General features: G+C 73.4%; 20 protein-coding genes. 13 read left to right on the forward strand and 7 right to left on the reverse strand.

Going from position 1 to position 21,069, the window contains the following annotated elements; genetic code table 11:
• Nucleotides 1–526: 526 nt before the first annotated feature.
• The 4 genes from Athai_RS19305 to Athai_RS19320 are packed head-to-tail and all read right to left on the reverse strand — an operon-like array spanning nucleotide 527 to nucleotide 4,773.
• The gene (locus tag Athai_RS19305; RefSeq protein WP_203962787.1) at nucleotides 527–1,396 is read right to left on the reverse strand and encodes an SDR family NAD(P)-dependent oxidoreductase; all 870 of its coding nucleotides are present in this window, start codon (nucleotides 1,394–1,396) and stop codon (nucleotides 527–529) included.
• Complete coding sequence (locus Athai_RS19310; protein WP_203962788.1) at nucleotides 1,393–2,235, reverse strand: amidohydrolase family protein; 843 nt, start codon at nucleotides 2,233–2,235, stop codon at nucleotides 1,393–1,395. Before Athai_RS19310 ends, Athai_RS19305 begins: the two co-directional genes overlap by 4 nt.
• Complete coding sequence (locus tag Athai_RS19315) at nucleotides 2,232–3,419, reverse strand: mandelate racemase/muconate lactonizing enzyme family protein (protein WP_203962789.1); 1,188 nt, start codon at nucleotides 3,417–3,419, stop codon at nucleotides 2,232–2,234. Before Athai_RS19315 ends, Athai_RS19310 begins: the two co-directional genes overlap by 4 nt.
• A complete protein-coding gene (locus Athai_RS19320) occupies nucleotides 3,406–4,773 on the reverse strand; it encodes an aspartate aminotransferase family protein (protein WP_203962790.1) in 1,368 nt (455 codons plus the stop codon). Before Athai_RS19320 ends, Athai_RS19315 begins: the two co-directional genes overlap by 14 nt.
• 290 nt (nucleotides 4,774–5,063) lie before the next feature.
• On the opposite strand from Athai_RS19320, the gene Athai_RS19325 reads away from it, so the two are divergent.
• The 11 genes from Athai_RS19325 (at nucleotide 5,064) to Athai_RS19375 (ending at nucleotide 16,526) form a co-directional block, all read left to right on the forward strand.
• Entirely contained in the window at nucleotides 5,064–5,879 is an 816-nt protein-coding gene (locus tag Athai_RS19325; RefSeq protein WP_203962791.1) for an IclR family transcriptional regulator, read from the forward strand.
• 624 nt (nucleotides 5,880–6,503) lie between these two features.
• Nucleotides 6,504–8,408 (forward strand): hypothetical protein, encoded by a 1,905-nt coding sequence (locus Athai_RS19330; protein ID WP_203962792.1) that lies wholly within the window; start codon nucleotides 6,504–6,506, stop codon nucleotides 8,406–8,408.
• A 59-nt stretch (nucleotides 8,409–8,467) separates the two neighbouring features.
• Nucleotides 8,468–10,648 (forward strand): hypothetical protein, encoded by a 2,181-nt coding sequence (locus Athai_RS19335; RefSeq protein WP_203962793.1) that lies wholly within the window; start codon nucleotides 8,468–8,470, stop codon nucleotides 10,646–10,648.
• 163 nt (nucleotides 10,649–10,811) lie between these two features.
• A complete protein-coding gene (locus Athai_RS19340; RefSeq protein WP_203962794.1) occupies nucleotides 10,812–11,444 on the forward strand; it encodes a TetR/AcrR family transcriptional regulator in 633 nt (210 codons plus the stop codon).
• Nucleotides 11,441–11,872: a DoxX-like family protein gene (locus Athai_RS19345; protein WP_203962795.1), complete on the forward strand. Its 432-nt coding sequence runs from the start codon at nucleotides 11,441–11,443 to the stop codon at nucleotides 11,870–11,872. The genes Athai_RS19340 and Athai_RS19345 overlap by 4 nt, the downstream gene beginning before the upstream one ends.
• On the forward strand, nucleotides 11,869–12,861 hold the full coding sequence (locus Athai_RS19350) for a DUF3419 family protein (RefSeq protein ID WP_203962796.1): 993 nt from the start codon (nucleotides 11,869–11,871) through the stop codon (nucleotides 12,859–12,861). The genes Athai_RS19345 and Athai_RS19350 overlap by 4 nt, the downstream gene beginning before the upstream one ends.
• On the forward strand, nucleotides 12,858–13,619 hold the full coding sequence (locus Athai_RS19355) for a DUF2071 domain-containing protein (protein ID WP_203962797.1): 762 nt from the start codon (nucleotides 12,858–12,860) through the stop codon (nucleotides 13,617–13,619). Before Athai_RS19350 ends, Athai_RS19355 begins: the two co-directional genes overlap by 4 nt.
• Complete coding sequence (locus tag Athai_RS19360) at nucleotides 13,616–14,344, forward strand: class I SAM-dependent methyltransferase (protein ID WP_203962798.1); 729 nt, start codon at nucleotides 13,616–13,618, stop codon at nucleotides 14,342–14,344. Before Athai_RS19355 ends, Athai_RS19360 begins: the two co-directional genes overlap by 4 nt.
• Complete coding sequence (locus Athai_RS19365; RefSeq protein WP_203962799.1) at nucleotides 14,341–14,751, forward strand: hypothetical protein; 411 nt, start codon at nucleotides 14,341–14,343, stop codon at nucleotides 14,749–14,751. The genes Athai_RS19360 and Athai_RS19365 overlap by 4 nt, the downstream gene beginning before the upstream one ends.
• Nucleotides 14,752–14,836: 85 nt before the next feature.
• The gene (locus tag Athai_RS19370) at nucleotides 14,837–15,850 is read left to right on the forward strand and encodes an ADP-ribosylglycohydrolase family protein (RefSeq protein ID WP_203962800.1); all 1,014 of its coding nucleotides are present in this window, start codon (nucleotides 14,837–14,839) and stop codon (nucleotides 15,848–15,850) included.
• 214 nt (nucleotides 15,851–16,064) lie between these two features.
• On the forward strand, nucleotides 16,065–16,526 hold the full coding sequence (locus Athai_RS19375; protein WP_203962801.1) for an iron chaperone: 462 nt from the start codon (nucleotides 16,065–16,067) through the stop codon (nucleotides 16,524–16,526).
• Between the two features lie 165 nt (nucleotides 16,527–16,691).
• On the opposite strand, the gene Athai_RS19380 is transcribed toward Athai_RS19375, so the two are convergent.
• Nucleotides 16,692–17,852: an FAD-dependent oxidoreductase gene (locus tag Athai_RS19380; protein WP_203962802.1), complete on the reverse strand. Its 1,161-nt coding sequence runs from the start codon at nucleotides 17,850–17,852 to the stop codon at nucleotides 16,692–16,694.
• 189 nt (nucleotides 17,853–18,041) lie between these two features.
• Here Athai_RS19380 and Athai_RS19385 point away from each other — a divergent pair, with 189 nt between their 5' ends.
• Both Athai_RS19385 and Athai_RS19390 read left to right on the forward strand, forming a co-directional pair.
• Nucleotides 18,042–18,518: a GbsR/MarR family transcriptional regulator gene (locus tag Athai_RS19385; RefSeq protein WP_203962803.1), complete on the forward strand. Its 477-nt coding sequence runs from the start codon at nucleotides 18,042–18,044 to the stop codon at nucleotides 18,516–18,518.
• A gap of 88 nt (nucleotides 18,519–18,606) precedes the next feature.
• Entirely contained in the window at nucleotides 18,607–19,200 is a 594-nt protein-coding gene (locus Athai_RS19390; RefSeq protein WP_203962804.1) for a class I SAM-dependent methyltransferase, read from the forward strand.
• A gap of 246 nt (nucleotides 19,201–19,446) precedes the next feature.
• Here the strand turns inward: Athai_RS19390 and Athai_RS19395 are convergent, their stop codons facing one another.
• Nucleotides 19,447–20,508, reverse strand: coding sequence for an MGDG synthase family glycosyltransferase (locus Athai_RS19395; protein ID WP_203962805.1), 1,062 nt, complete (start codon nucleotides 20,506–20,508; stop codon nucleotides 19,447–19,449).
• 360 nt (nucleotides 20,509–20,868) lie between these two features.
• On the reverse strand, nucleotides 20,869–21,045 hold the full coding sequence (locus tag Athai_RS19400) for a hypothetical protein (protein ID WP_203962806.1): 177 nt from the start codon (nucleotides 21,043–21,045) through the stop codon (nucleotides 20,869–20,871).
• Nucleotides 21,046–21,069: the final 24 nt, after the last annotated feature.

Raw genomic sequence — 21,069 nt, forward strand, 5'->3', positions numbered from 1 at the left:
GACCGCCGCCCGGATCCGGGCGCACCATGTCCGACCGGGTGCCGGTTCCCCACCCCGCCGTAGTCCGGGCAACGGGGCCAAACTACCTCCGGCGGCGACGAAGCCCGACCGATTCCGAGGTTCCCGCGCCACCCGCCGTCGCCGGCATCGACCGGGGAGGCCCGCAGCACGACGACCGACTGCGGCAGGATCGAGAAACACCCGCGCCCGCGGCACCCGGGCACGGCGGGCGTCCGGAGCACGCAGCCGGACCGCATCCCTGCGCCGGCGCGGTCCCCGGCCACCCGCGCCGCGACGTCGGCCAGCGGGGCCGGTTCGGACCGCTCGACGCCCCGCCAGCCTGGCCGGCGGGCAACTCGGGCAGGTCGCGGTGGTGGTGCTGGCCGGCGCCGGCACGGGGCTGCGGGCTGGACGTAATGCTGGGCTGGACCGGGGCCGCGCTGCTCGCCGGCGCGCTCGTCCTGCAGCTACGGGACGGCTGACGAGATCCCGTTCCGGCGGGCCCCGGGGCGGCGCCGGCCGGTCGTCAGGGCCGGATCGTGTTGCGGTACGGGGGCATGAAACGCAACCGCGGCAGCTGGTCGGCGAGCACCCCGCCATCCACGACCAGGTGGGTACCGGTGATGTAGCGGCCGGCGTCGGAGGCGAGCAGCAGCATCGCGCCGACGCAGTCCGCGGGCGAGCCGGGCCCGCCGGCGAGCGGGATCCGGTCCCGCCAGGCGGCGTCGAACGCCTCCCGGTCCAGCGGGAAGTCGTCCGCGATGGGCGTGGCGAGCATCCCCGGCGCGATCGTGTTCGCGGTGATCGAGTGCGGGCCGAGTTCGGCCGCGAGCGACTGGGTGAGCAGCTCGACCGCGCCCTTGGACGCGTTGTAGTGCGCCAGGCCCGCCTCGGCCATCAGCCCGTTCTTGGACGAGATGGTGATGATCCGGCCGGCGATGCGGTCCGCGATCATGTGCTCGGCGATCCGCTGGGACAGGAAGAAGACCGCGTCGACGTTGATGCGCATCAGCTCGCGCCAGCCGGCCACGGTGATCTGGTTGAAGTGTTCCAGCCGGGCGGTACCGGCGTTGTTGACGAGGACGTCGACCGGTCCGGCCTGCGCCCGGATGGTGTCGGCGAGGCCGGCCAGCCCCTCGGTGTCGGCCAGGTCGTACCCGACCGGGCGGCAGCTGCCGCCGGCCGCTTCGATCCGGGCGGTCAGCGCGTCCAGGCCGGGTGCGCCGGGCCGGTCCACCGCGACGATCGCCGCACCGGCCTCGGCCAGCCCCAGCGCCAGCGTCTCACCGAGCCCCTGCGCGGCGCCGGTGACGACCGCCCGCCGGCCGGTCAGGTCGAACCGGCCCGCCGCGTCGGGCCGGCCGGAGCGGTCAGGCGGTTCGGGCCGGCCGGTCACGACAGCCCCAGCAGGTCCAGCGAGGGACGGTGGATCAGCTTCTCGATCTGGTCGGTGTCCAGTGGCGGCAGGCCGGGGATGCCGGCTACCGCGCCGACCGCGCGCAACCCGTCGATCGAGTCGTTCACCGTGGTGAACGGGTAGTCGCTGCCGAACAGCAGCTTGTCCCAGACCCCGTAGTCCTGCACCAGCCGCAGCGAGTGCCACAGCTGGAACGGCCGGTAGTGCAGCGCGGACACGTCGGCGTACACGTGCCGGTGCTTGCGGATCACCGCGATGCACTCGCCCTCGTACGGGTGGCCCAGGTGCGCGAGCACCATCCGCAGCTGCGGGTGCCGGATCGCCACCTCGTCCAGGTGCACCGGCAGCGCGTACTTCAACGGCGCGGCCGAGACGAAGGTGGTACCGGTGTGCACCAGCAGCGGCAGCCCGTGCCGTTCGGCGTAGGTGTAGAGCTCGTCGTATGCCGGGTCCGCCGGGTCGAAACCGGCGTACATCGGCATCAGCTTGATGCCGCGCAGACCGAGTTGCTGGTGCCCGTGGCGCAGCTCGTCGGCCCAGCCGGGCTGGGTCGGGTCGATCGCGAGGTAGCCGATCAGCGCCTCCGGGTGGGCCGCGACGTAGCGAGCGACGTCGGCGTCGTCGACCCACAGGCCGCTGCGCCGCGCCTTGCCGCCGACCACGATCGTCCGGGTACCGGGCGGGCAGCTCGCCGCGTAGTCGGCCCAGCAGACGGCGAGGTCGACCTCGCCGCCGTGCGCCCGCGCGGCCTCGGACCGGAACGGGTCGGTGATGTCGTCCGCGCAGCCGAACAGGTGCGCGTGCACGTCGACGATCACGTGCGCTCCCGCCGCTCCCAGCCGGGGGCGAACATGTTCCAGAACCGTTGCGTCGGCGGGTGTTCGGCGAACACCTCGTCCACCAGCTCGACCCCCAGTCCGGGTCGCTCCGGCAGCCCGATCCGGCCGTCCACGATGGGCAGCGTCCCGGTGACGGCGTCGAAGACGTAGTCCTCCAGCAGCGAGTCGAACGTCTCCAGGATCTTCAGGTTGGTGATGCCGAGCGCGGCGTGCACCGACGCCGTGGTGCACAGCGGCGAGTTCGAGTTGTGCGGCGCGACCAGCATCGCGTGCATGTCGGCCAGCGCCGCCAGCTTGCGCAGTTCGGTGAAACCACCGGCCATCGACAGGTCCGGCTGGATGATGTCCACCGCGTTGGTGGCGAACAGCTGCTTGTACTCGTACCGGTTGTGGAAGTGCTCGCCGCCGGAGATCGGCATGCTGGCGCGGGCCCGCAGCTCGGCGTAGCGCTCGATGTGCGTCCACGGCAGCGGTTCCTCGAACCAGCCGAGGTCGAACGGTGCCAGCTCGGCCACCAGTCGCGCCGCGGTCGGCATCGCGAACCGGGCGTGCCCCTCGACGAACAGCTCCACGTCCGGGCCGACCGCGTCCCGTACCGCGGCGACGATCTCGACCGAACGCCGCAGCTCGGCGCGGGACAGCTCGCCCAGCCCGGCACCGAACGGGTCGAACTTGAGCGCCGCGTACCCCTTCGCCACCGTCTCGACGGCCTTCGCGGCGAACGCGCCGGGCTCGCGCTCGCCGGTGTACCAGCCGTTCGCGTACACCGGGACCGCCGCGCGGCAGGCGCCGCCGGTCAGCCGGTAGGCCGGTACGCCCAGCGCCTTGCCCATGATGTCGTGCAGCGCCTGGTCGACCCCGCTGAGCACGACCCCGCCGATGTCGCCGCCGCGCAGGAAGTCGCCCTGGTAGAGCCGCAGCCAGAGCTCCTCGATGTCGAACGGGTCGGCGCCGATCAGGTGCCGGTGCGCCATCGCCTCGGCCAGCGCGCAGGTCTCGCTCCCCCGGTACGGGTGGGTGATCTCGCCGACGCCGTGCAGCCCGGCGTCGGTGTGGATCCGGACGTAGCCGAAGTCGCGCCAGGCGGTGCCGAGCATCAGCGTCTCGACCCGGCTGATCCGGCCGGCCGTAGTGGTCGGCCGCTCGGTGTCAACGGTGAGCATCGGCACCACCCATGGTGGAGGTACCGGCGAGCTGGTCGATGCCGCCGGCGGCCAGGGTGTCGCGCACCGCGGTGCGGGTGGCCTCGACGAGCCGGTCGGCGTCGTCGGCGGTGTGCGCGTACGAGACGTGGCTGCGCTTGAGGTTGAGCGGCAGCTCGAACACGCCGTGCTCGGCGAGCCGCCGCCGGTAGCCGATGAACATGCCCACATCGTTGCGCAGCAGGTCGGCGTAGGTGCGCGGAACCGGGCCGGACATCAGGTAGCTGACGAACACCGAGCCGTACCCGGTGACCACGGCCGGCAGGTTCAGCTCGGCGAACACGTCGGTGAGGCCGGCCCGGATCCGGTCACCGAGCGCGAAGACGTGCTCGTGCACCGGTTCGGTGCGCAGCTTGCGCAGCGTGGCCAGCGCCGCCGCGACGACCGCCGGATGCCCGTTGTAGGTACCGGCGAAGAACGCCGGGGCGCCGGGGGTGGTGCTGAACAGCTGCATCAGGTCGGCCCGGCCGCCGAGCGCGCCCACCGGGTACCCGTTGGCGATGGCCTTGCCGAGGGTGGTCAGGTCGGGGGTGATGCCGGACAGCTGCTGCCAGCCGCCGAGTGCGTGCCGGAATCCGGTGATCACCTCGTCGAAGACCAGGACGCTGCCGTGCCGGCTGGTCTCGTCCCGCAGCGCCTGCAGGAACCCGGTGTCGGGCAGCAGGCAGCCGACGTTGTGCGGCACCGGTTCGACGATGACCGCGGCGATGTCGGCGCCGTGCTCGGTGAAGGCGGCGCGGACCGCCTCGATGTCGTTGAACGGCAGCACCAGCGTGGCGTCCAGCACCTCGGGCAGGATGCCGGTGGAGATCGGGTCGTGCCGGCCGACCCGGTCCGGCGCGGAGATCACGTTGAGGCTCACCGAGTCGTGCCAGCCGTGGTAGCAGCCCTGGAACTTGACGACCAGCCGGCGGCCGGTGGCCGCGCGTGCGACCCGCAGCGCGTGGAACGTCGCCTCGCTGCCGGTGGAGGTGAGCAGCACCTGTTCCAGGCTGGGTACCAGCTCGCAGAGCTGCTCGGCGAGGTCGATCTCGCCGGGAGTGACGCCGACGCCGCACAGGTCGAGGGTGCGACCGGCCGCGGCGACCGCGGCGGTCACGTCCGGGTCGTTGTGGCCGAGCAGCGGCGGCCCGAAGGCCGCGTGGTAGTCGACGTACTCGCGGCCGGTGCTGTCGGTGAACCGGGCGCCGTCGGCGGCGGTGATCACCAGGTCGGCGAGGCCGGGAATGCTGCGCTGGCCGGAGTTCACCCCGCCCGGGATGACGCGCCGGGCGCGGTCGGCCAGTTCGGTGTCGTGGGGGTGTGCCGCCGTCACCGCGTGGCCCGGCCTTCCTGGGCTACCTGGGACTTCCGGGTTGCCTGGGACTTCCGGGTTGCCGGGGCTTCCCGGGCGGCCCGGGCCTCCTGGGTGACCTGCACGTCGGTGCTCCTCGTTCTCGCCGCGGCGCGGTCCAGCCCGACCGCGCTCGCGTGATCCTGCTCCGTCTGTTCCACCGCACGCTGTTCGGTAATGCCGAACGCTGTGCGGCAAACCTAGAACCGCCGTGACCTGCGAGTCAAGAGTCCGGTTGGCGATCGGGCAGAAAATCCGTATGCTGTTCGGCTATGGCGAACAGTAGGCGGCCGGCCGGCGAGGAATCCCGGTACTGGGTGCACAGCGTGGCGCGGGCGGCCGAGGTGCTGGAGACGCTCGCGGCGGCCCAGCCCGGCCGCGGCATGAGCGTCACCGAACTCGCCGCCGCCTGCCAGCTGTCCAAGAGCGCCGCCTTCAGCACGCTGTACACGCTGTGCCAGTTCGGCCTGGTCGCCGACGACGGTGACGGGATGAGCCGCCGGTACCGGCTGGGCATGAGCCTGGCCCGGCTCGGCTGGCGGGCGCAGTCGCAGGTCTCGCTGCGCGACGTGGCCCGGCCGGTGCTGACCGGGCTGACCGAACGCACCGGGCTCAGCTCCCGGCTCGCCGTCGGCGAGAGCGACCACGCGGTCGTCGTCGACCAGATCAGCAACGGTCAGCGCATCCAGTTCGACCTGCGGATGGGGGTGCGCGAGCTGCCGCACTGCACCGGCCTGGGCAAGGCGCTGCTCGCCGAGATGACCGACGCGCAGGTGGCCGAGCTGATCGGGCGGGTCGGGATGCCCCGCCGGACCGGCAAGACGATCGTCGAGCTGGACCGGCTGCTCGCGCACCTGGCCGACGTGCGGCAGCTCGGCTACGCGGTGGACGACGAGGAGGACGCCGAGGGCATCTTCTGCATCGGCAGCGCCGTGCACGACCACGAGGGCCGGTGCGTCGGCGCGGTCAGCGTCACCGGGATGAAGCTGGACATCCCCGCCTGGCGGCTGCAGGAGTTCGGCCACGCGGTGCGCGACGCCGCCCGGCACATCTCCACCGACCTCGGCCACCGCGACGACGACGGCTGACAGCCAGAGTCACCGGCAGGCGACCAGAGTGCCAGCGTCGCCGAGCAGGCGACCAAAGTGCCAGGGTCGCCGAGCAGGCGACCGGACAGCCGCGGGCAGCCGCGGGCAGCCGGCCGGATGGTGGGCGACTGCCTTGACGGCCGGGGCCGGCCGACCTAAGCTGGCGCAACCTCGCGGCGGTAGGCCGTCACGGGGGTTGGCCGACATCCACGCGTCGCAGCCCCGACCGCGGATCTCCCCTCGGCCCGCTCCGCCTTCGTCGCGCACTGTCCCGGCCCTGCCGAACGGATCGGTCGCTTGCCGACCCCTCCGAAGGGCGAGACGTCTGATGAACGATGCAGCTCCAGCTCCCGAATCCCACGGCCGCGGCAGACGCGCGCTGCTGGCCGGTGCCGCCGGCGCCGGCGGCCTGCTGCTCGCCGCCACGGCCAGCAGCCCGGCGCAGGCAGCGCCGCACCCGGCGCCGCCGGCGTACCGGTTCGGCTCCGTCGGCGAGTTGCTCGCCGCGAAGCACCCGGCCGACGGTGCGGTGGCGCTCGTGGCCGGCTACCACTCCCCGGCGACGGCGGTGGCGGTGGCTACCGGTGGGATGCCGCGGCGACCCGCGCCGGCAACGGCGGTACCGTGCTGGATCCCTCTCGCGGCAAGGCGAAGCGCGGCCGGTGGCTGGCGCTGCACGCCGGCACGTTCGACTTCCGCCGGTTCGGCGTGTCCGGCCCCCAGGCGCCCGCCGACGCGGCGCTGTCGGCGATGGTCGCCGACCCGGCGATCGCCCGGATCGAGGCGCACACCGACCTGAACTTCGTCCGCCGGCACACCTTCTCCCGGAGCCGGATCGAGATCGACTTCGGCGGGCACACGGTGACCACGAAGGGCATCGAGCAGGCCAGCCACGACCCGGACGTCAGCCCGTTCCAGGCGGTGCTCTACTTCCGCGGCACGCCGTCCGACTCGTCGATCTCGTGCACCACGACCGAGGCGATCGCCGAGCTGTCCGACGTGTTCCAGGTCGCCGACGCCGCGAAGTTCGGCGTGGGCAGCTGGTACGCGGTCGAGGTCAACCCGCTGTCCGGCAAGTACGAGCGGGAGCTGCAGAAGCTGCTGCAGGTCACCGAGATCGTGGACGGCACGCACGTGCGGGTGAACTACCAGAACGGCTGGCCGTTCGCGGCCGGGCGGACGTTTCGCTGGACGAAGGTCGAGCCGGTCACCGACGTACGGATCGGCAACCTGCGGTTCGTCGGCTCCGGCGGCACCCCGTACGCGGAGTCCGACTGGCCGAAGCCGGACCCGGACGAGTGGAACGGCTCGCACCCGTTCGCGTTCGAGTACGCGGTGCGCTGCGACGTCGCCGACGTGCACGCGGTCGGCACCTTCTGGCCGGTGGTGATGCGCCGCTGGGGCACGTTCTTCCGCACCGAGCGCTGTTCGATCGCCAACCCGCCGACCGTCTTCTACGGCGGCGCCGGTTACCTGACGCAGAACATCTACTGCCTGTACGGGCACGTCGAGGACTGCCACAGCAGCAACGCCCGGCACCTCACCGACTTCGTCAACGCCGCGTACTGCTACGTGACGAACTGCCACGGCGACGGGGACGACGCTGGCGGTAACCCGTTCACCACGCACGGCCAGTACGAGCACGACATCGTGTTCACCGGCTGCTCGGGGCTGATGGACATCGCCAACAGCGGCTCCGCCTGGGGTACCGCGGCGAAGCGGTTCACCATCCGCCGGCACGTGATGTCCTGGTTCGTGGCCAGTACCAGGATCAGCGACCTGACGTTGGAGGACGTCGAGGTCGTCCCGCGCGCCACGTTCGACCCGGACGGCAAGTTCCTGGTCAACGCCGACGGGCTGCAGATGCGCGGCTGCTCCGGGAAGACGTTCGCGGTGGCGAAGGTGTCGTCCCGCTCGTCCCGGCCGAACGTGATCAGCGGCTGCACGTTCGAGGTCGCGTCCGCCGGCGTGCTGGTGCAGACCCCGGTCGACGTGCCGGTGCACTTCGACCGCTGCACCTTCACCGACGCCAGCGGTTTCGAGTGCCACGGCAGCGGCCCGGTGTACCTGACCGACTGCACCGTCACCGGGAAACCCGGCGGCAAGCCGATCTCGTTCGCGGGCACCGACGTGGTCGTCTCCGGCGGCCGCTACACCGACACCGGGTTCGTTCTGACCGCCGCCCGCGACCAGCGCCTGCATCTGGGCGGCGGCGCCCGCCTCGCCGGTACGAACGCGGCGAAGGCGTTGCTGTCCCGGGGCAGCGGCGACAAGACCGTCAGCTGGGAACTGGCCGACTACGACAGCTCCGCGGACGACGGCACCGCGCACGTCGCGCTCGCCGCAGGCACCAACCGGTACACCGCGGTCGGTGCCCGGTTCACCGGCGGGACGCTGTCGCTGTCACCGCAGGCGTTCGGCCGTGGCTCCTTCCTGCTGCAGACCGGCTGCGTCGAGTCCGGCGTGAACCGGACGGCGTACCCGCCGGCCGGCGACCGGGTGCACACCGGCAACAACCTGAGCGTCTGAGCCCTCGTCCCGGCGGCGTCGCGAGCGCCGTCACCCTCCCTGACTCTTCAGGAGAACTCATGGAATCGGAATCTGCCGGCGCGCCCACCCGCGGCCGCCGCGCGCTGCTGGCCACCGTCGCCGGGGCCGGCGGCCTGCTGCTCGCCGGCGCCGCCGCCTCCCCGGCGCAGGCCGCCCCCGCCCACCAGGACCCGGTGTACGGCCTCACCCGGATCGCCGACCTGCTCGCCCTGAGCACCGGGAAGCTCGACGACGGTGCGGTCGCGCTGGTCGCCGGCTACCACACCGCCGGTGACGGTGGCGGCGGCGAGTACCGTTGGGACGCCGGCTCGGCCCGCGCGCACGACGGCGGGACCGTGCTGGATCCCTCCGGCGGCAAGGCGAAGAAGGGCCGCTGGCTCGCCCTGCACGACGGCGTGTTCGACTTCCGGCGCTTCGGCATCACCGGACCGAAGACCAACGCGGACGCGGCACTGGAGGCGATGGTCGGCGACCCGAGCATCTGGCGGATCGAGGCGCACACCGACCTCAACTTCGTCCGGCGGCACACCCTGGCGCGCAGCAACATCGAGCTCGACTTCGGCGGCCACACCGTCGGCAGCAAGGGCATCGAGGCCAACACGCACGACAACCCGTTCGGCGCGGTGCTCTACTTCCGCGGCACGGTGGCGAAGGACTCGATCACGTTCACCAGCACCGAGGCGATCGCGGAGCTGTCCGACGTGTTCCAGGTCGCCGACGCCGCGAAGTTCACCGTCGGCGACTGGTACGCGCTGCAGGTCAACCTGCTCAACACGACCTGGGAGCGGGAGCTGCAGAAGCTCGTGCAGGTCACCGAGATCGTCGACGAGACGCACGTGCGGGTGAACTACCAGAACGGCTGGCCGTTCGCCGCCGGCCGCACCTTCACCTGGACCAGGGTCGAGCCGGTGGTGAACGTGACGGTACGCAACATGGTGTTCGTCGGGGTGGGCGGCGACGAGCTGTCCGGCTCGCATCCGCTCGCCTACGAGTACACGGTGCGCTGCGATGTCTCCGGCATCCACGGTACCGCGACGTTCTGGCCGGTGATCATGCGGCGCTGGTGCACGTTCTTCCACACCGCGCAGTGCTCGCTGGTCAACCCGCCGGACGTGGACTACGGCGGCGCCGGCTACCTGACCCAGCAGATCTACTGCCTGTACGGGCACGTCGAGGACTGCCACACCTCCAACGCCCGGCACCTCAACGACTGGACCGCCTCCGCGTACTGCTACGTGACCAACTGCCACGGTGACGGGGACGACCAGGGGCCGTTCGTCACGCACGGGCAGTACGAGCACGACCTGGTCTACACCGGCTGCTCCGGGCTGATGACGTTCGCCAACAGTGGCGCGCCGTGGGGCTCCTCGGCCAAGCGGATCACGGTACGCCGGCACGTCTGTTCCTGGTTCGTGGCCCGGGTGAAGGTCACCGACCTGACGCTGGAGGACGTCCGGGTCATCGGCAAGAAGGGGCTGGACGGCTCCGGGATGATCTGGGTGAACGCCGACGGCGTGCAGCTGCGCGGCTGCCAGGCCAGCGACACGTTCATCGTCTCCCAGTCGTCGAACCGGTCCGGCCGGGCGAACATCATCTCCGGCTGCGACATCCCGGCCACGCCGACCGCCGGGGTCATCTACCCGGGTCAGCAGGGCAACGAGGTGGTGCAGGCCAACGTCACCAACCCGCTGTACTTCGACCGGTGCACGTTCCGCGGCGTCAACGGAAACGCGTTCAACGGCACCGGCGAGCTGCACTTCACCGACTGCGTGTTCACCGGCGCGGACGACTCGCTGCCGGTCACGCTCGCCGCCGCGGCGGTGACCATCGACGGCGGTACGCTGACCGACGTCGGGCTGCAGCTCACCGCGGCCAAGGGCCAGCTGCTGCGCATCGGCGGCGGCGCCGTGCTCTCCGGTACCAACCATGCCAAGGCGTTGCTGTCCCGCGGCGACGGTGCCGCGACCGTCCGGTGGGAGCTCGGCAGCTACTCCAGCACCGCGGCGAACGCCGGCACCGCGCACCTCGCGCTGAAGTCGGGCACCAACCAGTACCACGCGACCGGCGCGCGGTTCACCGGCGGCACGCTGTCGTTGGCGGGCAAGGCGTTCGGCGGCGACTCGTACCTGCTGCACACCGGCAACGTCGAGTCCGGCGTCGAGCGCGACCTCCCGGCCGACGGCGAGCGCGTCCAGACCGCCGGCAACCTGCGCATCTGACCGTACCGGGCCGGCCGCCGGCGGGCCGGCCGGCCCGCCGCCCCGACGGCGGCGTCCGACCCGCCCCGGCGGCTCGCCCGCACGCCATCCGCGCGCGGTTTGAGCGATCGCTCAAATCCTGCTACGGTGCCTGTCGACCACCGGCGGAAGCGGAGGCGGCGCGATGGCGGATACCCGTACCAAGCTGATGGACGCGGCGCTGCGGGTGCTGCGCGATCGGGGTGTCGCCGCCGCCTCGGCGCGGGTCATCGGCACCGAGGCCGGGGTCAACCAGGCGCTGGTCTTCTACCATTTCGGCACCGTCACCGACCTGCTCGCGGCGGCCTGCCGGTACGGCAGCGAGGCGCGCGTGGCCGCCTACCGGGAACGGTTCGCCACGGTCGGCTCGCTGCCCGAACTGCTCGCCGTCGGCAGGTCGCTGCACGAGCAGGAACGGCAGCTCGGCAACGTCGCGGTGCTCGGCCAGGCGCTCGCCGGCGCGCAGGGCGACCCGGCGCTGCGGCCGGCGGTGGCCGAGGCGCTCGACCGCTGGGTGGCCGAACTCGACTCGGTGCTGGCCCGGCTGCTCGCCGACAGCCCGCTCGCCGGCATCGCCGACAGCACCGGCATCGCGCGCGCGGTCGCCGCCGCGTTCATCGGCCTGGAGCTGTACGAGGGAGTCGACGCGCCGGCCGCCGGCGACGCGTTCGCCGCGCTGGAGCGGCTCGCGGTGCTCGCCGAGGTGGTCGACGATCTCGGCCCGGTCGCCCGGCGCGCGCTGCGCTCCCGGCTGCGTCGCGCCGGTGCGCCGGCATGAGCCGCACCCGTTCGCGGCTCGACGCGACCGGCGGGCGGTGGCACGGCACGGTGCACCGGGTGGCCGCGGTGACGGTGACGCTGGTCTGGTGGTACGAGGGCAGCTGGGAGAAGATCCTGGCCGGCAGCGCCGACCAGCGGGCGATCGTGGCATCGGTGCCGTGGCTGCCGGCCAGCCTGGTGTCCGATGCGGTCCTGGCGATCGGCATCGCCGAGATCGGGCTCGGCCTGTGGGTACTGACCGGCGTGCGGCCCCGGCTCGCCGCCCTCGCGCAGACCACCGCGCTGGTCGCGTTCAACGCCGGCGGCCTGGCGTTCGGCCACCGGTACCTGACCCAGCCGGCGGCGATGCTCGCCCGCAACGTGACGTTCCTCGCCCTCTGCTGGCTGGTGGCGTTGTCCGCCGGGCGATCCGGGCGGCGACCGTGACCGGCGGCACCGGATGGCGGGCGGGGCGGCTCACCCCGGGCCGGGGTGCCCGGCTGGTGTTCGGCCAGATGTACGAGGATCCGCAGGTGGAGCTGGCGGAGTTCCCGCCCGGGAGCCGGGTGCTCGCGATCGCGTCGGCCGGCGACACCGCGGCGGCGCTGGCCGCGGCCGGGCACCGGGTGACTGCCCTCGATCTCAATCCGGTGCAGCTCCGGTACGCGGCGAGCCGGCTCGCCGGTGCACCGATCCGGCCGGGTCAGGCCGAGCGGATGCTCGCCGCCGGGCGAGCGGCGCTGCGTGCGGTGGCACCGGACTGGCGGCCGGGCCGGCTGGCACCGTTCCTGCGCCTGACCGACCCCGCCGACCAGATGGCCTGGTGGGACGAACGGCTGGACCGGGGCGCGCTGCGGACGCTGCTGCGCCCGCTGCGGTACGCCGGCCTAGCGGTGCGGCCCGAGCTGGCCGCGGCGGTGCCGAACCGGTTCGACAGGGTGCTCCGGGATCGGTTGCGGGACGGGTTGTCCCGGCACCCGAACGCGACGAATCCGTTCCTGCGCCGGCTGGTGCTCGGCGCCGGATCGGTCGGTCCCGGCGCACCCGGCTGCCGCCGTACCGCAGCGCCAGGCGGTTCGGCCCGTCCGGGCCGGGCGGATCCCGCCGGCCCGCGGCCGGCCCGGAGCGACGCCGGGCCGACGCCGGCCCGGGGCAGTGTGCGGTTCGTGCTGGCCGACGTGGTGGAGCACCTCGGTACCGGCCACCCCGGCCGCTACGACGCGGTCACGCTGTCCAACGTCACCGACGGCACGACCGTCCACTTCCGACGGACGCTCGTCACCGTGCTGCGGCACGGGCTTCGCCCCGGTGGACCGATCGTGCTGCGCGGTTTCGGCAGCACGGCGCCGCTCGACGCCGACCTCGGCTGGCAGGACCGGACCGATCGGGACCGCTGCCCGTTGTGGGGCACCGTGTCGGTGGGGGCGGTGCGATGATCGAGCGACTGCGGCGACATCCGGTGCCGATGGCCACCCGGTTCGGCCATTCCGTCGTCCTCAGCTACGCGTTGCCGGCCGCCGTGCTGGCGCCGTTACTGCCGGCCGGGCTGCGCCTCGACACCTACAGCGGGTTCGGCTTCGTCGCCATCGGCGTGGTGTCGACCCGGCGGCTGCGGCCCGCGTACCTGCCGTCCCGGATCGGCCTGGATGCGGTGCTGGTCGGCTACCGGATCATGACGGCGTTCGGCACCCCGACCGGGCGCACCATGCGTGGCTTGTACGTGCTGCGCAGCGACACCGACCGCCGGCTGCTGCGGCTCGGCGCCAACGCCCTCACCCGGTACCACTATCACCAGGCCCGGATCCGCGACACCAGCACCGACACCTGTGTCCGGATCGACGTGAGCACCGTGGATGGCCGCGCGGAGCTGGCGCTGCGGGCCGACATCTCGGCCGAGTCGGGCCTGCCGGAAGGGTCACCGTTCGCCACGATGGGCGACGCCCGCCGGTTCGCCGGCCCGCTGCCGTACACCTTCGATCACGAGCCGAGCACCGGCTCGATCGTCGTGGTGAAGGCGTTCCGGTCCGCCTGGCGACCGCGACCGGTGGCGGTGACCGTGCCGCGACCGGGATTTCTGGTTCGCGGACCGTTCGCCGGCACCAGACCGGTGCTGGCCAACGCCTTTCACGTCGCCGACCTCGACTACGGCTGGCACCGCGGGCGGGCGTACGCACCGGACGGGAGCCCGCGATGAGCACCACCGGGGTGCGCCGGGTCGTCGCGTTCAACTGGCCGAAGTACGCCGCCGCCGCCCTGCTCGCCGCGGGCGGCACCGCGCTCCCCGGCCGGCTGCCCACGCCGGTCCGCCGCGCACTGCGTACCGGCGCCGCGCTCACCGCCGCCGGTACCGCGGCGAGCCTGGCCGCCAGCTGGTGGGTCTACGACCGTTCCGCGCTGTACGAGTGGGGCTGGATACGACCGCTGCTGCCCGCGCGGCTGCACCGGCACGCCGTGGTCACCACCGGGCTGGACGAGGTGAGCGGGGCGCTGCGCCGGCAGCACCCGGCCGCGCGCGGCGTGCTGCTGGACTGCTACCGCGACACCGTGTCCGGTTCGATCCGCCGAGCTCACCGCGGTCAAGCGCCGGGCCACGCCGGTTGGCCCTGCCGGCCCGACGCCCTGCCGCTCGGCACCGGCAGCCTGGACGCCGTCGTCACCGCGCTGGCCGCACACGAGCTGCGCCGGCCGGCCCAACGCGCCGCCCTCTACGCCGAGGCGGCCCGGGTGCTGCGGCCGGGCGGCCGGCTGGTCGTGGTCGAGCACCCGCGCAACGCGGCGACGATCGCCGCGTTCGGCCCGGGCGCCTGGCACTTCCACCCGCGCCGTGCCTGGCTGCGGCCCGCCGGGCCGGCCCGCCTGCGGTTGGTCGGCGAGCTGTCGATGACGCCGTTCGTGCGCGGTTGGGCGTTCCAGCGGTGATGGTGCCCGCACTGCGCGCCGTCGGCGCGGTCCTCGTGCTGCTGGGCCTCGCGCACCTGGCTCTGCCGTACGGGATGGGTTGGTTGCGCGAGTTCACCGCGCTGACCGCGCTGACCCGCCGGATCATGCACCTGCACACCGGGTTCATCGGCCTGGCCTGCGTACTGGGCGGCCTGCCGCCGCTGCTGCTCACCGGCGACCTGCTGGCCGGCGGGCGGCTCGCGACCGCGATCCTCGCGGGTGAATGCGTCTTCTGGGGTGCCCGCTGGGCCTGCCAGTTCGCCGCCTTCAGCCCGTCGATCTGGCGCGGCTCGCCGGTCCGTACCGCGGGTCACGTCGGGTTCGCCCTGCTCTGGAGCTGGATCACCGCGACCTTCGGCATCGCGCTGCTCACCGCCACGTGGTGACGGCACTCCGGCCCACCCGGGTACCGGCTAGGCTCCCGCCGGGCGCGGAGCATCCGGTCGCCCTGGGCATGGAGAGCGAGGGCCGATGGTGAAGCAGGTGGCGACGGGGGTACTGCTCGGGCTGGCGATCGGCGACGCGATGGGCTTCCCCACCGAATTCCAGGACGTCGCGCGGATCGCGGCGACGTGCGGCCCCTGGCGCGAGCTGGCGCTGCCGGTGTCCGGCGGTATCGCGTACGTCAGCGACGACACGCAGCTGACGCTCGCGCTGGGCGAAGCGCTGCGCGAGGTGACCGGAACCGGGCCGCTGACACCGCAGCGGATGGAGCCCCCGACCCGTGCGCACTTCGTGGACTGGTGGGCATCGCCCGACAACAACCGCGCCCCGGGTGCCACGTGCCTGCGGGCCTGCCAGGAACTCGGCCAGGGTGGCCGGTGGCAGGCCGCGAGCCAGCTCGGGTCGAAGGGATGCGGCGCCAACATGCGGGTGGCGCCGGTCGCGCTGGTACCCGGGCTCGATCCGGCGACGCGGTCCGGTGCGGCGCAGTTGCAGTCGGCGCTCACCCACGGGCACCCGACAGCGCTCGCCGCCAGTGACCTGACCGCGCACGCCATCCGGCTGCTGGTGGATGGCGCCGAACCCGCCGAACTGGTGGGTCTGCTGCGCCGTCATGCCGAGCAGCACCGGTCGAACTACCGCGCCGACTGGCTCGGTGATCTCGCCGAGCACGGCCACGACCCGGATCCGGTGTCGTTCATCGCCCGCGGCTGGGACGAGTGCCGGGACGCCCTCGACCGGCTCGACGACGCGCTCGCGGTCGCCGATCCGGACACCGACCCCTGTCTGGCCACCGGTGCCGGTTGGATCGCGGAGGAGGCGCTCGCGACGGGTCTGTACTGCTTTCTCCAGTTCACCGACGACCCACCCGCAGTGGTTCGCCGGGCGGCGTACTCGTCCGGCGACTCCGACTCCATCGCCGCGCTCGCCGGCGCCTTCGCCGGTGCGTACCACGGTGCCGGCGGCTGGCCGGCCGAGTGGACTGCGGCCATCGAGTACCGCGAGCGGCTGCTCGCTCTCGGCGCCGCCTGGGACGGCTGAGCGGCCCGGCCCGGGCCCGGCGAGGTCGGTTCCCGGCGGGTACGGATCGGCCCCGGCACGATCAGGAATCGAGAAGCGGCGACGGCGGGCCCTGGTTAGCGTGATCGTGGGTATCCGGTGGCGCCGGCAGTGGTCACCACCGGAGCCCGGAACGCGCACCGCTCGCCGCCCCGGCGTACCCGGGAAAGGCGCCGACATCCGGAGGTACGTCACCATGGCGGACAACAAGCCCGCGAAGCCCGCTGCCCGGAAGGCCGCCGCCAGGTCGGCGCCCAAGTTCACCGCGGAGGAGCGCGCCGCGATGCGGGAACGCAGCCGGGAGTTGAAGAAGAGCAAGTCCCGGGCGGACGGGGAGAGCGACCTGCTGGCCAAGATCGCCGAGATGACCGGCTCGGACCGGGAGATCGCCGAACGGCTGCACGCCCTGATCACCGCCACCGCCCCGGAGCTGGAACCCAAGACCTGGTACGGGATGCCCGCCTACGCCCAGGACGGCAGCGTGCTCTGCTTCTTCCAGCCGGCGCAGAAGTTCAAGGCCCGCTACGCCACGCTCGGCTTCAACGACAAGGCGATGCTGGACGACGGGGCGATGTGGCCGACCTCGTTCGCGCTGACCGCGCTGACGCCCGCGGACGAGAAGCGCATCGTGGCCCTGATCAAGCGCGCTGTCGCCTGAGCAGCCGGCGGCCGGCGCAGCCGACCGCGACCAGCGCCCCCGCCGCGACGCGCGCCGGCCGAGCCACCACCGGCTCCCGCCGGCCGAGCACCACCGGCTCCGCCGAGCCACTGGCGGCTCGTGCCGAGCGCGCCGCCGGCCGGCGGGAACCGGCCGGCGGCGCTGCTACTCGGTCAGCTGCAACCGGCGCTGCAGCAGCCGGCCGACCGGCGGCAGCGCGGCGAGCCGCAGGGGCAGGTCGCGCAGGAACAGCCGGGTCCGGTCGGCCGGCGCGTACAGGCCCCGGACCTGCCGGCCGAGCCGCTGCTTCTGCTCGGCGTACGGGCGCAGGCCGGTCTCCCACTCGGCCAGCGCGGCGTCGACGTCGGCGCCGTGCCGTTCCAGCGCGGTACCCAGCGCGTCGGCGCCGGCCACCGCGAGCGAGGCGCCGAACCCGGCGAACAGCGTGACGCACCAGGCCGCGTCGCCGATCAGCGCGACCCGGCCACGGCGCCAGGACGGCAGCACGATCTGGCTGATCGAGTCGAAGTACACCTCGTCGGTGCCGGCGAGCTGCTCCAGCACCTCCGGTGCCGCCCAGCCCATCCGGTCGTACGCGGCCGGTAGTGCGAGCTGCGGACCGGCGGCGAGCTCGGCGGCGGCGTCGCTGGTGCGGTACCCGAAGAAGGCGGTGGGGCGGCGATCGCCGGTCGCGATGATCGCCAGGGTACGGCCGGCCTCGGTCAGCGTCTCGGTCGCACCCGGCGTGACGCCGGCGGGGAGCCGGTCCAGGGTGAACACCCCGACCATGTGGTCCAGGTCGAGCCGGAAGTCGCGTTCCGGGCCGAACGTGTCGGCGCGGGTCGCCGAGTGCAGTCCGTCCGCACCGACCACCAGGTCGGCCCGGACCGAGGTGCCGTCGCTGAGCTGCACGGTCGCCGCCGAGCGGTCCTGCTGTACCGCGGTGAGGGTGGTACCGAACCGGATCTCCACGTCCGCGGCGACCGCCCGGTAGAGCACGTCCTCGATGTCGCCGCGCATCAGGTTGAGGGCGCGGCGGCCGAGCATCGCCCGTACCGTCGGGCCGGGGACGGTGAACCGGCGCTCGCCGGACGGCTTGAGGTAGTTCATCCGGTCCGGGGTGAGGTGCTGGTCGGCCAGCTCGCCGAGGATGCCCATCCGTTCGGCCGCGTCGTACCCGATGCCGGAGAACGTGACGGTGTAGCCGCCGGTGCGCCGCACCGGCGCCCGCTCCACCACCAGCGGGCTCCATCCGGCCTGCCGCAACCGGAGTGCGGTGGCCAGGCCGGCGATGCCGGCACCGATGATCACTGCCTTCTTGCTCATGATCCGCCTCGTTCGTCTGCGCCCACCCGGTACGCCCGGGCCGGGTCCGACCGGACCGACCTGCTGCTCGGCCGAGCGGCGTGCGGTCCGGTGTGGGTACAGCGTAGCATAAGTTTCAGAGATCTCTGAAACTTTGAAGCACACAGAGTTCTCGATACGCTGACCACGGATGACGAAGAGGAGACGGCGATGACCGAGCCGACCGACCGACGACTGGCCGAACTGGCCGAGTCGTTCGCGCTGACCATGGCGCAGAGCGGGATGCAGAAGGCCACCGCGCGGGTGCTGGCCGCGCTGCTGTTCAGCAGCGACGAGACCATGACCGCCGGCGAGCTGGGCGAGCAGTTGCAGCTCAGCTCCGGCTCGGTGTCCGGCGCGATCAAGCAGCTGACCCCGATCGGCCTGATCGAACGGGTACCGGCACCCGGCAGCCGCCGCGACCACTTCCGCGTCCGTAGCGGCGCCTGGGCCACCCTGATGGGCGGCCAGAACGCGATGTTCCACGTCATGCAGCACGCCGCCCGGGACGGCATCGACATCGCGGGGGCCGACAGCGTCACCGGCCGGCGGCTCGACGAGATGCACGACTTCTACCGCTACATGGCTACCGAGCTGCCCGCCCTCATCGACCGCTGGCACCGGCAGTACCACGGCGGCGCGAGCTGAGTTTGCCATTCCGGCAAGGAAAGTCGCCGGCGAGCCCGGCTGCCGGCACGCTGCGGGCAGGACCGAGCCGGACCGAACGGGAGTGACCATGGACGGCGATTACTGGGACGAGCGGTACCGCGAGCGCGGGCAGCTGTGGAGCGGTCGGCCGAACGGCGTGCTCGTCGACGAGGCGTCGGCGCTGCCGCCCGGCCGGGCGCTGGACGTCGGCTGTGGCGAGGGCGCCGACGCGCGATGGCTCGCCGGGCGCGGCTGGCAGGTCACCGCGATCGACATCTCGGCGGTCGCGCTGGAGCGGGCCGCCGCCAGTACCGACGATGCTGCCGTCACGTTCACCCAGCTCGATCTCGCCACCACGGCACCGCCGCGGGGCAGCTACCAGCTGGTGTCCGCGCAGTACTTCCCGCTGCCCCGGCAGCCGGATCATGCCGCGCTGCGCCGGCTGCTGGCCGCGGTCGGGCCCGGGGGCACGCTGCTGGTCGCCGGGCACGATGTCGCGGAGCTGCCGGCACACGCCCACGGCGGCCCCGATCCCGCCGACTTCTACCGACCCGACGAGATCGCGGCGATCCTGGACGATGGCTGGACGGTGCTGATCGACGAGGTCCGGCCGCGGGTCCGCGCCGCGCCACCCGGCACCGCGCACACCCGGGACGCGGTGCTCGTCGCCCGCCGCCGCTGACCGCACCCACCCTGCGTACTGCGTCACACCAGCGCCCGAAGGCGTGACGGCGCGGCGTGTCGTGCGTTGCACGGAATGCGTCCCGTCCCCCGGGACGCGCACGGTCGCTGCCGGCCGGTTGTCCTTCCTCGGTTCCCGGTCGGCAGCCCGTGGCGCCGCCGCTCGACCGGCCCGGGTGCCCACCAGCCGGCTTCGACGGCGCGCCCCGCATCTCCGCGCCGGGCCGACCGGCCCGGACCGACCGGCTCAGCGCGACAGCGCGCAGTCGATGATCGCCCCGGCAGGGTCCGGCGCCACGTCGGCCGGGACGGAGGCGGACCGATCGAGGGTCCGGCGCAACACGGTGGAGAGCTGCTCCGGGTACCGGATCCACGGGATGATGCCGGCCCGGTCCAGAACGCTCGCGTTCGCTTGGCCGTGCCCGGGCAGCGGCCGGTAGGTGAGCACCGGCAGGCCGGTCGCGAGCGCCTCCAGGCTGGTCAACCCGCCACCGTTGTGCACCACCAGGTCGACCGCGCGCAGCAGCGTCGGCATGTCGTCCACCCAGCTGAGCGGCACCAGGCCGGGTACCGCGGTGAGCCGCTGGTACAGGGTCCGGTAACGGCCGCAGACGACGACCGGGGTGGCGAGGCCGGTGCCGGCGACCTCGCAGGCGGTGCGTTCCGGCCGGCCGAGGCCGAGCGAGCCGGCAACCACCAGCGCGAGCTTCCCGGTCGGCGGCAGCCGGAACGCCCGGCGAGCCGCCGCGACCTCGGCGTCGGTACCGGCCGGCCGGAAGTCCGGCGACACGGCCGGGGCGACCCGCCGCACGCCCGCCGCCCCGAGCCGCCGTGCCTCGATCGCGGTCACGTCGTAGGTGGCCAGGCAGCGGTCCACGCCGGCGGCGATCCAGGTACGGTGCACGGACGGATCGGTCAGGTAACTGATCACCGGCACCCGGAGGAATCCGGTGCGGCGCAACCGTCCCAACACCTGGCTTGCCAGCGGATAGGTCGAGACCACGGCGACGGTGTCGGGGCGTACCAGCCGCAGGATCCGACGGTCGGCGCCGTGCACCGCCCAGGCCGCGAAACCGGTCGGCGCGGCGCGGTCGAAGACCCGTACGGTCGCCTGATAGCTCCACGGCGCGGCGGCCAGCTGACGGTAGTAGCCGGTGGTGAGCAGCAGGGCGAGCGAGCGTGGCAGCAGTTCGAGCAGGTCGTACCGGTCGGTCTTGTACCCGGCAGCGCCGAGCCGCCGGGCCAGTTCGGCGGCGGCGCCGTCGTGCCCGGCACCGATGCTGGCCGAGATGATCGCGACGTGGCTCATCGGGGGCACGCCTTTCCGCGCGGCCGGGGTTGCGCGGTCGCACGCGCTGGTTCGAGGGGTTGGTCGGCAGCCGCGGGCCCGCCGAGCTGGTGCCGCGTGGCGCGCGTCGGCCGACCGGTGCCCGGTTCCCGGGCTACCGGTCGGAGGCGTCGTTCCATCGCGTGGCCAGCCACGCTCCCGACTACGACAGGGAGTGTAGTAACAATGCCTACGACACTCAAGCGTCGTAGCTCACCCGAACCGCCGACCCGGCACACCGTCGCGGCGGGTCATCGGTCGGCCGCCGCGGGTCAGCGGTCCCGGGCGGCGAGGGGGGCCACCCGCAGCCGGCGCGCCCCCGCCGCCACCGCCAGCCCACGGTCAGGCGCTGGCCGGCCCGGCCGGGACGGCGGGCACCGGAGGCAGATAGCGCTCGCACGGGCACTGGGGCCCGGCGAGGTCCGGGTGCTCCACGCAGCGGTCCTCGGGCGAGTCGTGGTAGCAGACGTCGTCGTGGTCGACGTCGGGGTGGCCGCAGTGGTGGCACCCGGCAGGCATGGCAGTCCCCCTCGCCCGGGCCGC

This window comes from Actinocatenispora thailandica, assembly GCF_016865425.1.
In the GTDB taxonomy this organism is placed as follows: Bacteria; Actinomycetota; Actinomycetes; order Mycobacteriales; family Micromonosporaceae; genus Actinocatenispora; species Actinocatenispora thailandica.

Excerpts from the sequence above, each read along its gene's own strand:
- Athai_RS19315 (WP_203962789.1), bottom strand. The coding sequence starts at position 3,419 with ATGCTCACCGTTGACACCGAGCGGCCGACCACTACGGCCGGCCGGATC.
- Athai_RS19325 (WP_203962791.1), top strand. The coding sequence starts at position 5,064 with ATGGCGAACAGTAGGCGGCCGGCCGGCGAGGAATCCCGGTACTGGGTG.
- Athai_RS19335 (WP_203962793.1), top strand. The coding sequence starts at position 8,468 with ATGGAATCGGAATCTGCCGGCGCGCCCACCCGCGGCCGCCGCGCGCTG.
- Athai_RS19340 (WP_203962794.1), top strand. The coding sequence starts at position 10,812 with ATGGCGGATACCCGTACCAAGCTGATGGACGCGGCGCTGCGGGTGCTG.
- Athai_RS19345 (WP_203962795.1), top strand. The coding sequence starts at position 11,441 with ATGAGCCGCACCCGTTCGCGGCTCGACGCGACCGGCGGGCGGTGGCAC.
- Athai_RS19355 (WP_203962797.1), top strand. The coding sequence starts at position 12,858 with ATGATCGAGCGACTGCGGCGACATCCGGTGCCGATGGCCACCCGGTTC.
- Athai_RS19360 (WP_203962798.1), top strand. The coding sequence starts at position 13,616 with ATGAGCACCACCGGGGTGCGCCGGGTCGTCGCGTTCAACTGGCCGAAG.
- Athai_RS19370 (WP_203962800.1), top strand. The coding sequence starts at position 14,837 with ATGGTGAAGCAGGTGGCGACGGGGGTACTGCTCGGGCTGGCGATCGGC.
- Athai_RS19375 (WP_203962801.1), top strand. The coding sequence starts at position 16,065 with ATGGCGGACAACAAGCCCGCGAAGCCCGCTGCCCGGAAGGCCGCCGCC.
- Athai_RS19380 (WP_203962802.1), bottom strand. The coding sequence starts at position 17,852 with ATGAGCAAGAAGGCAGTGATCATCGGTGCCGGCATCGCCGGCCTGGCC.
- Athai_RS19385 (WP_203962803.1), top strand. The coding sequence starts at position 18,042 with ATGACCGAGCCGACCGACCGACGACTGGCCGAACTGGCCGAGTCGTTC.
- Athai_RS19390 (WP_203962804.1), top strand. The coding sequence starts at position 18,607 with ATGGACGGCGATTACTGGGACGAGCGGTACCGCGAGCGCGGGCAGCTG.
- Athai_RS19395 (WP_203962805.1), bottom strand. The coding sequence starts at position 20,508 with ATGAGCCACGTCGCGATCATCTCGGCCAGCATCGGTGCCGGGCACGAC.
- Athai_RS19400 (WP_203962806.1), bottom strand. The coding sequence starts at position 21,045 with ATGCCTGCCGGGTGCCACCACTGCGGCCACCCCGACGTCGACCACGAC.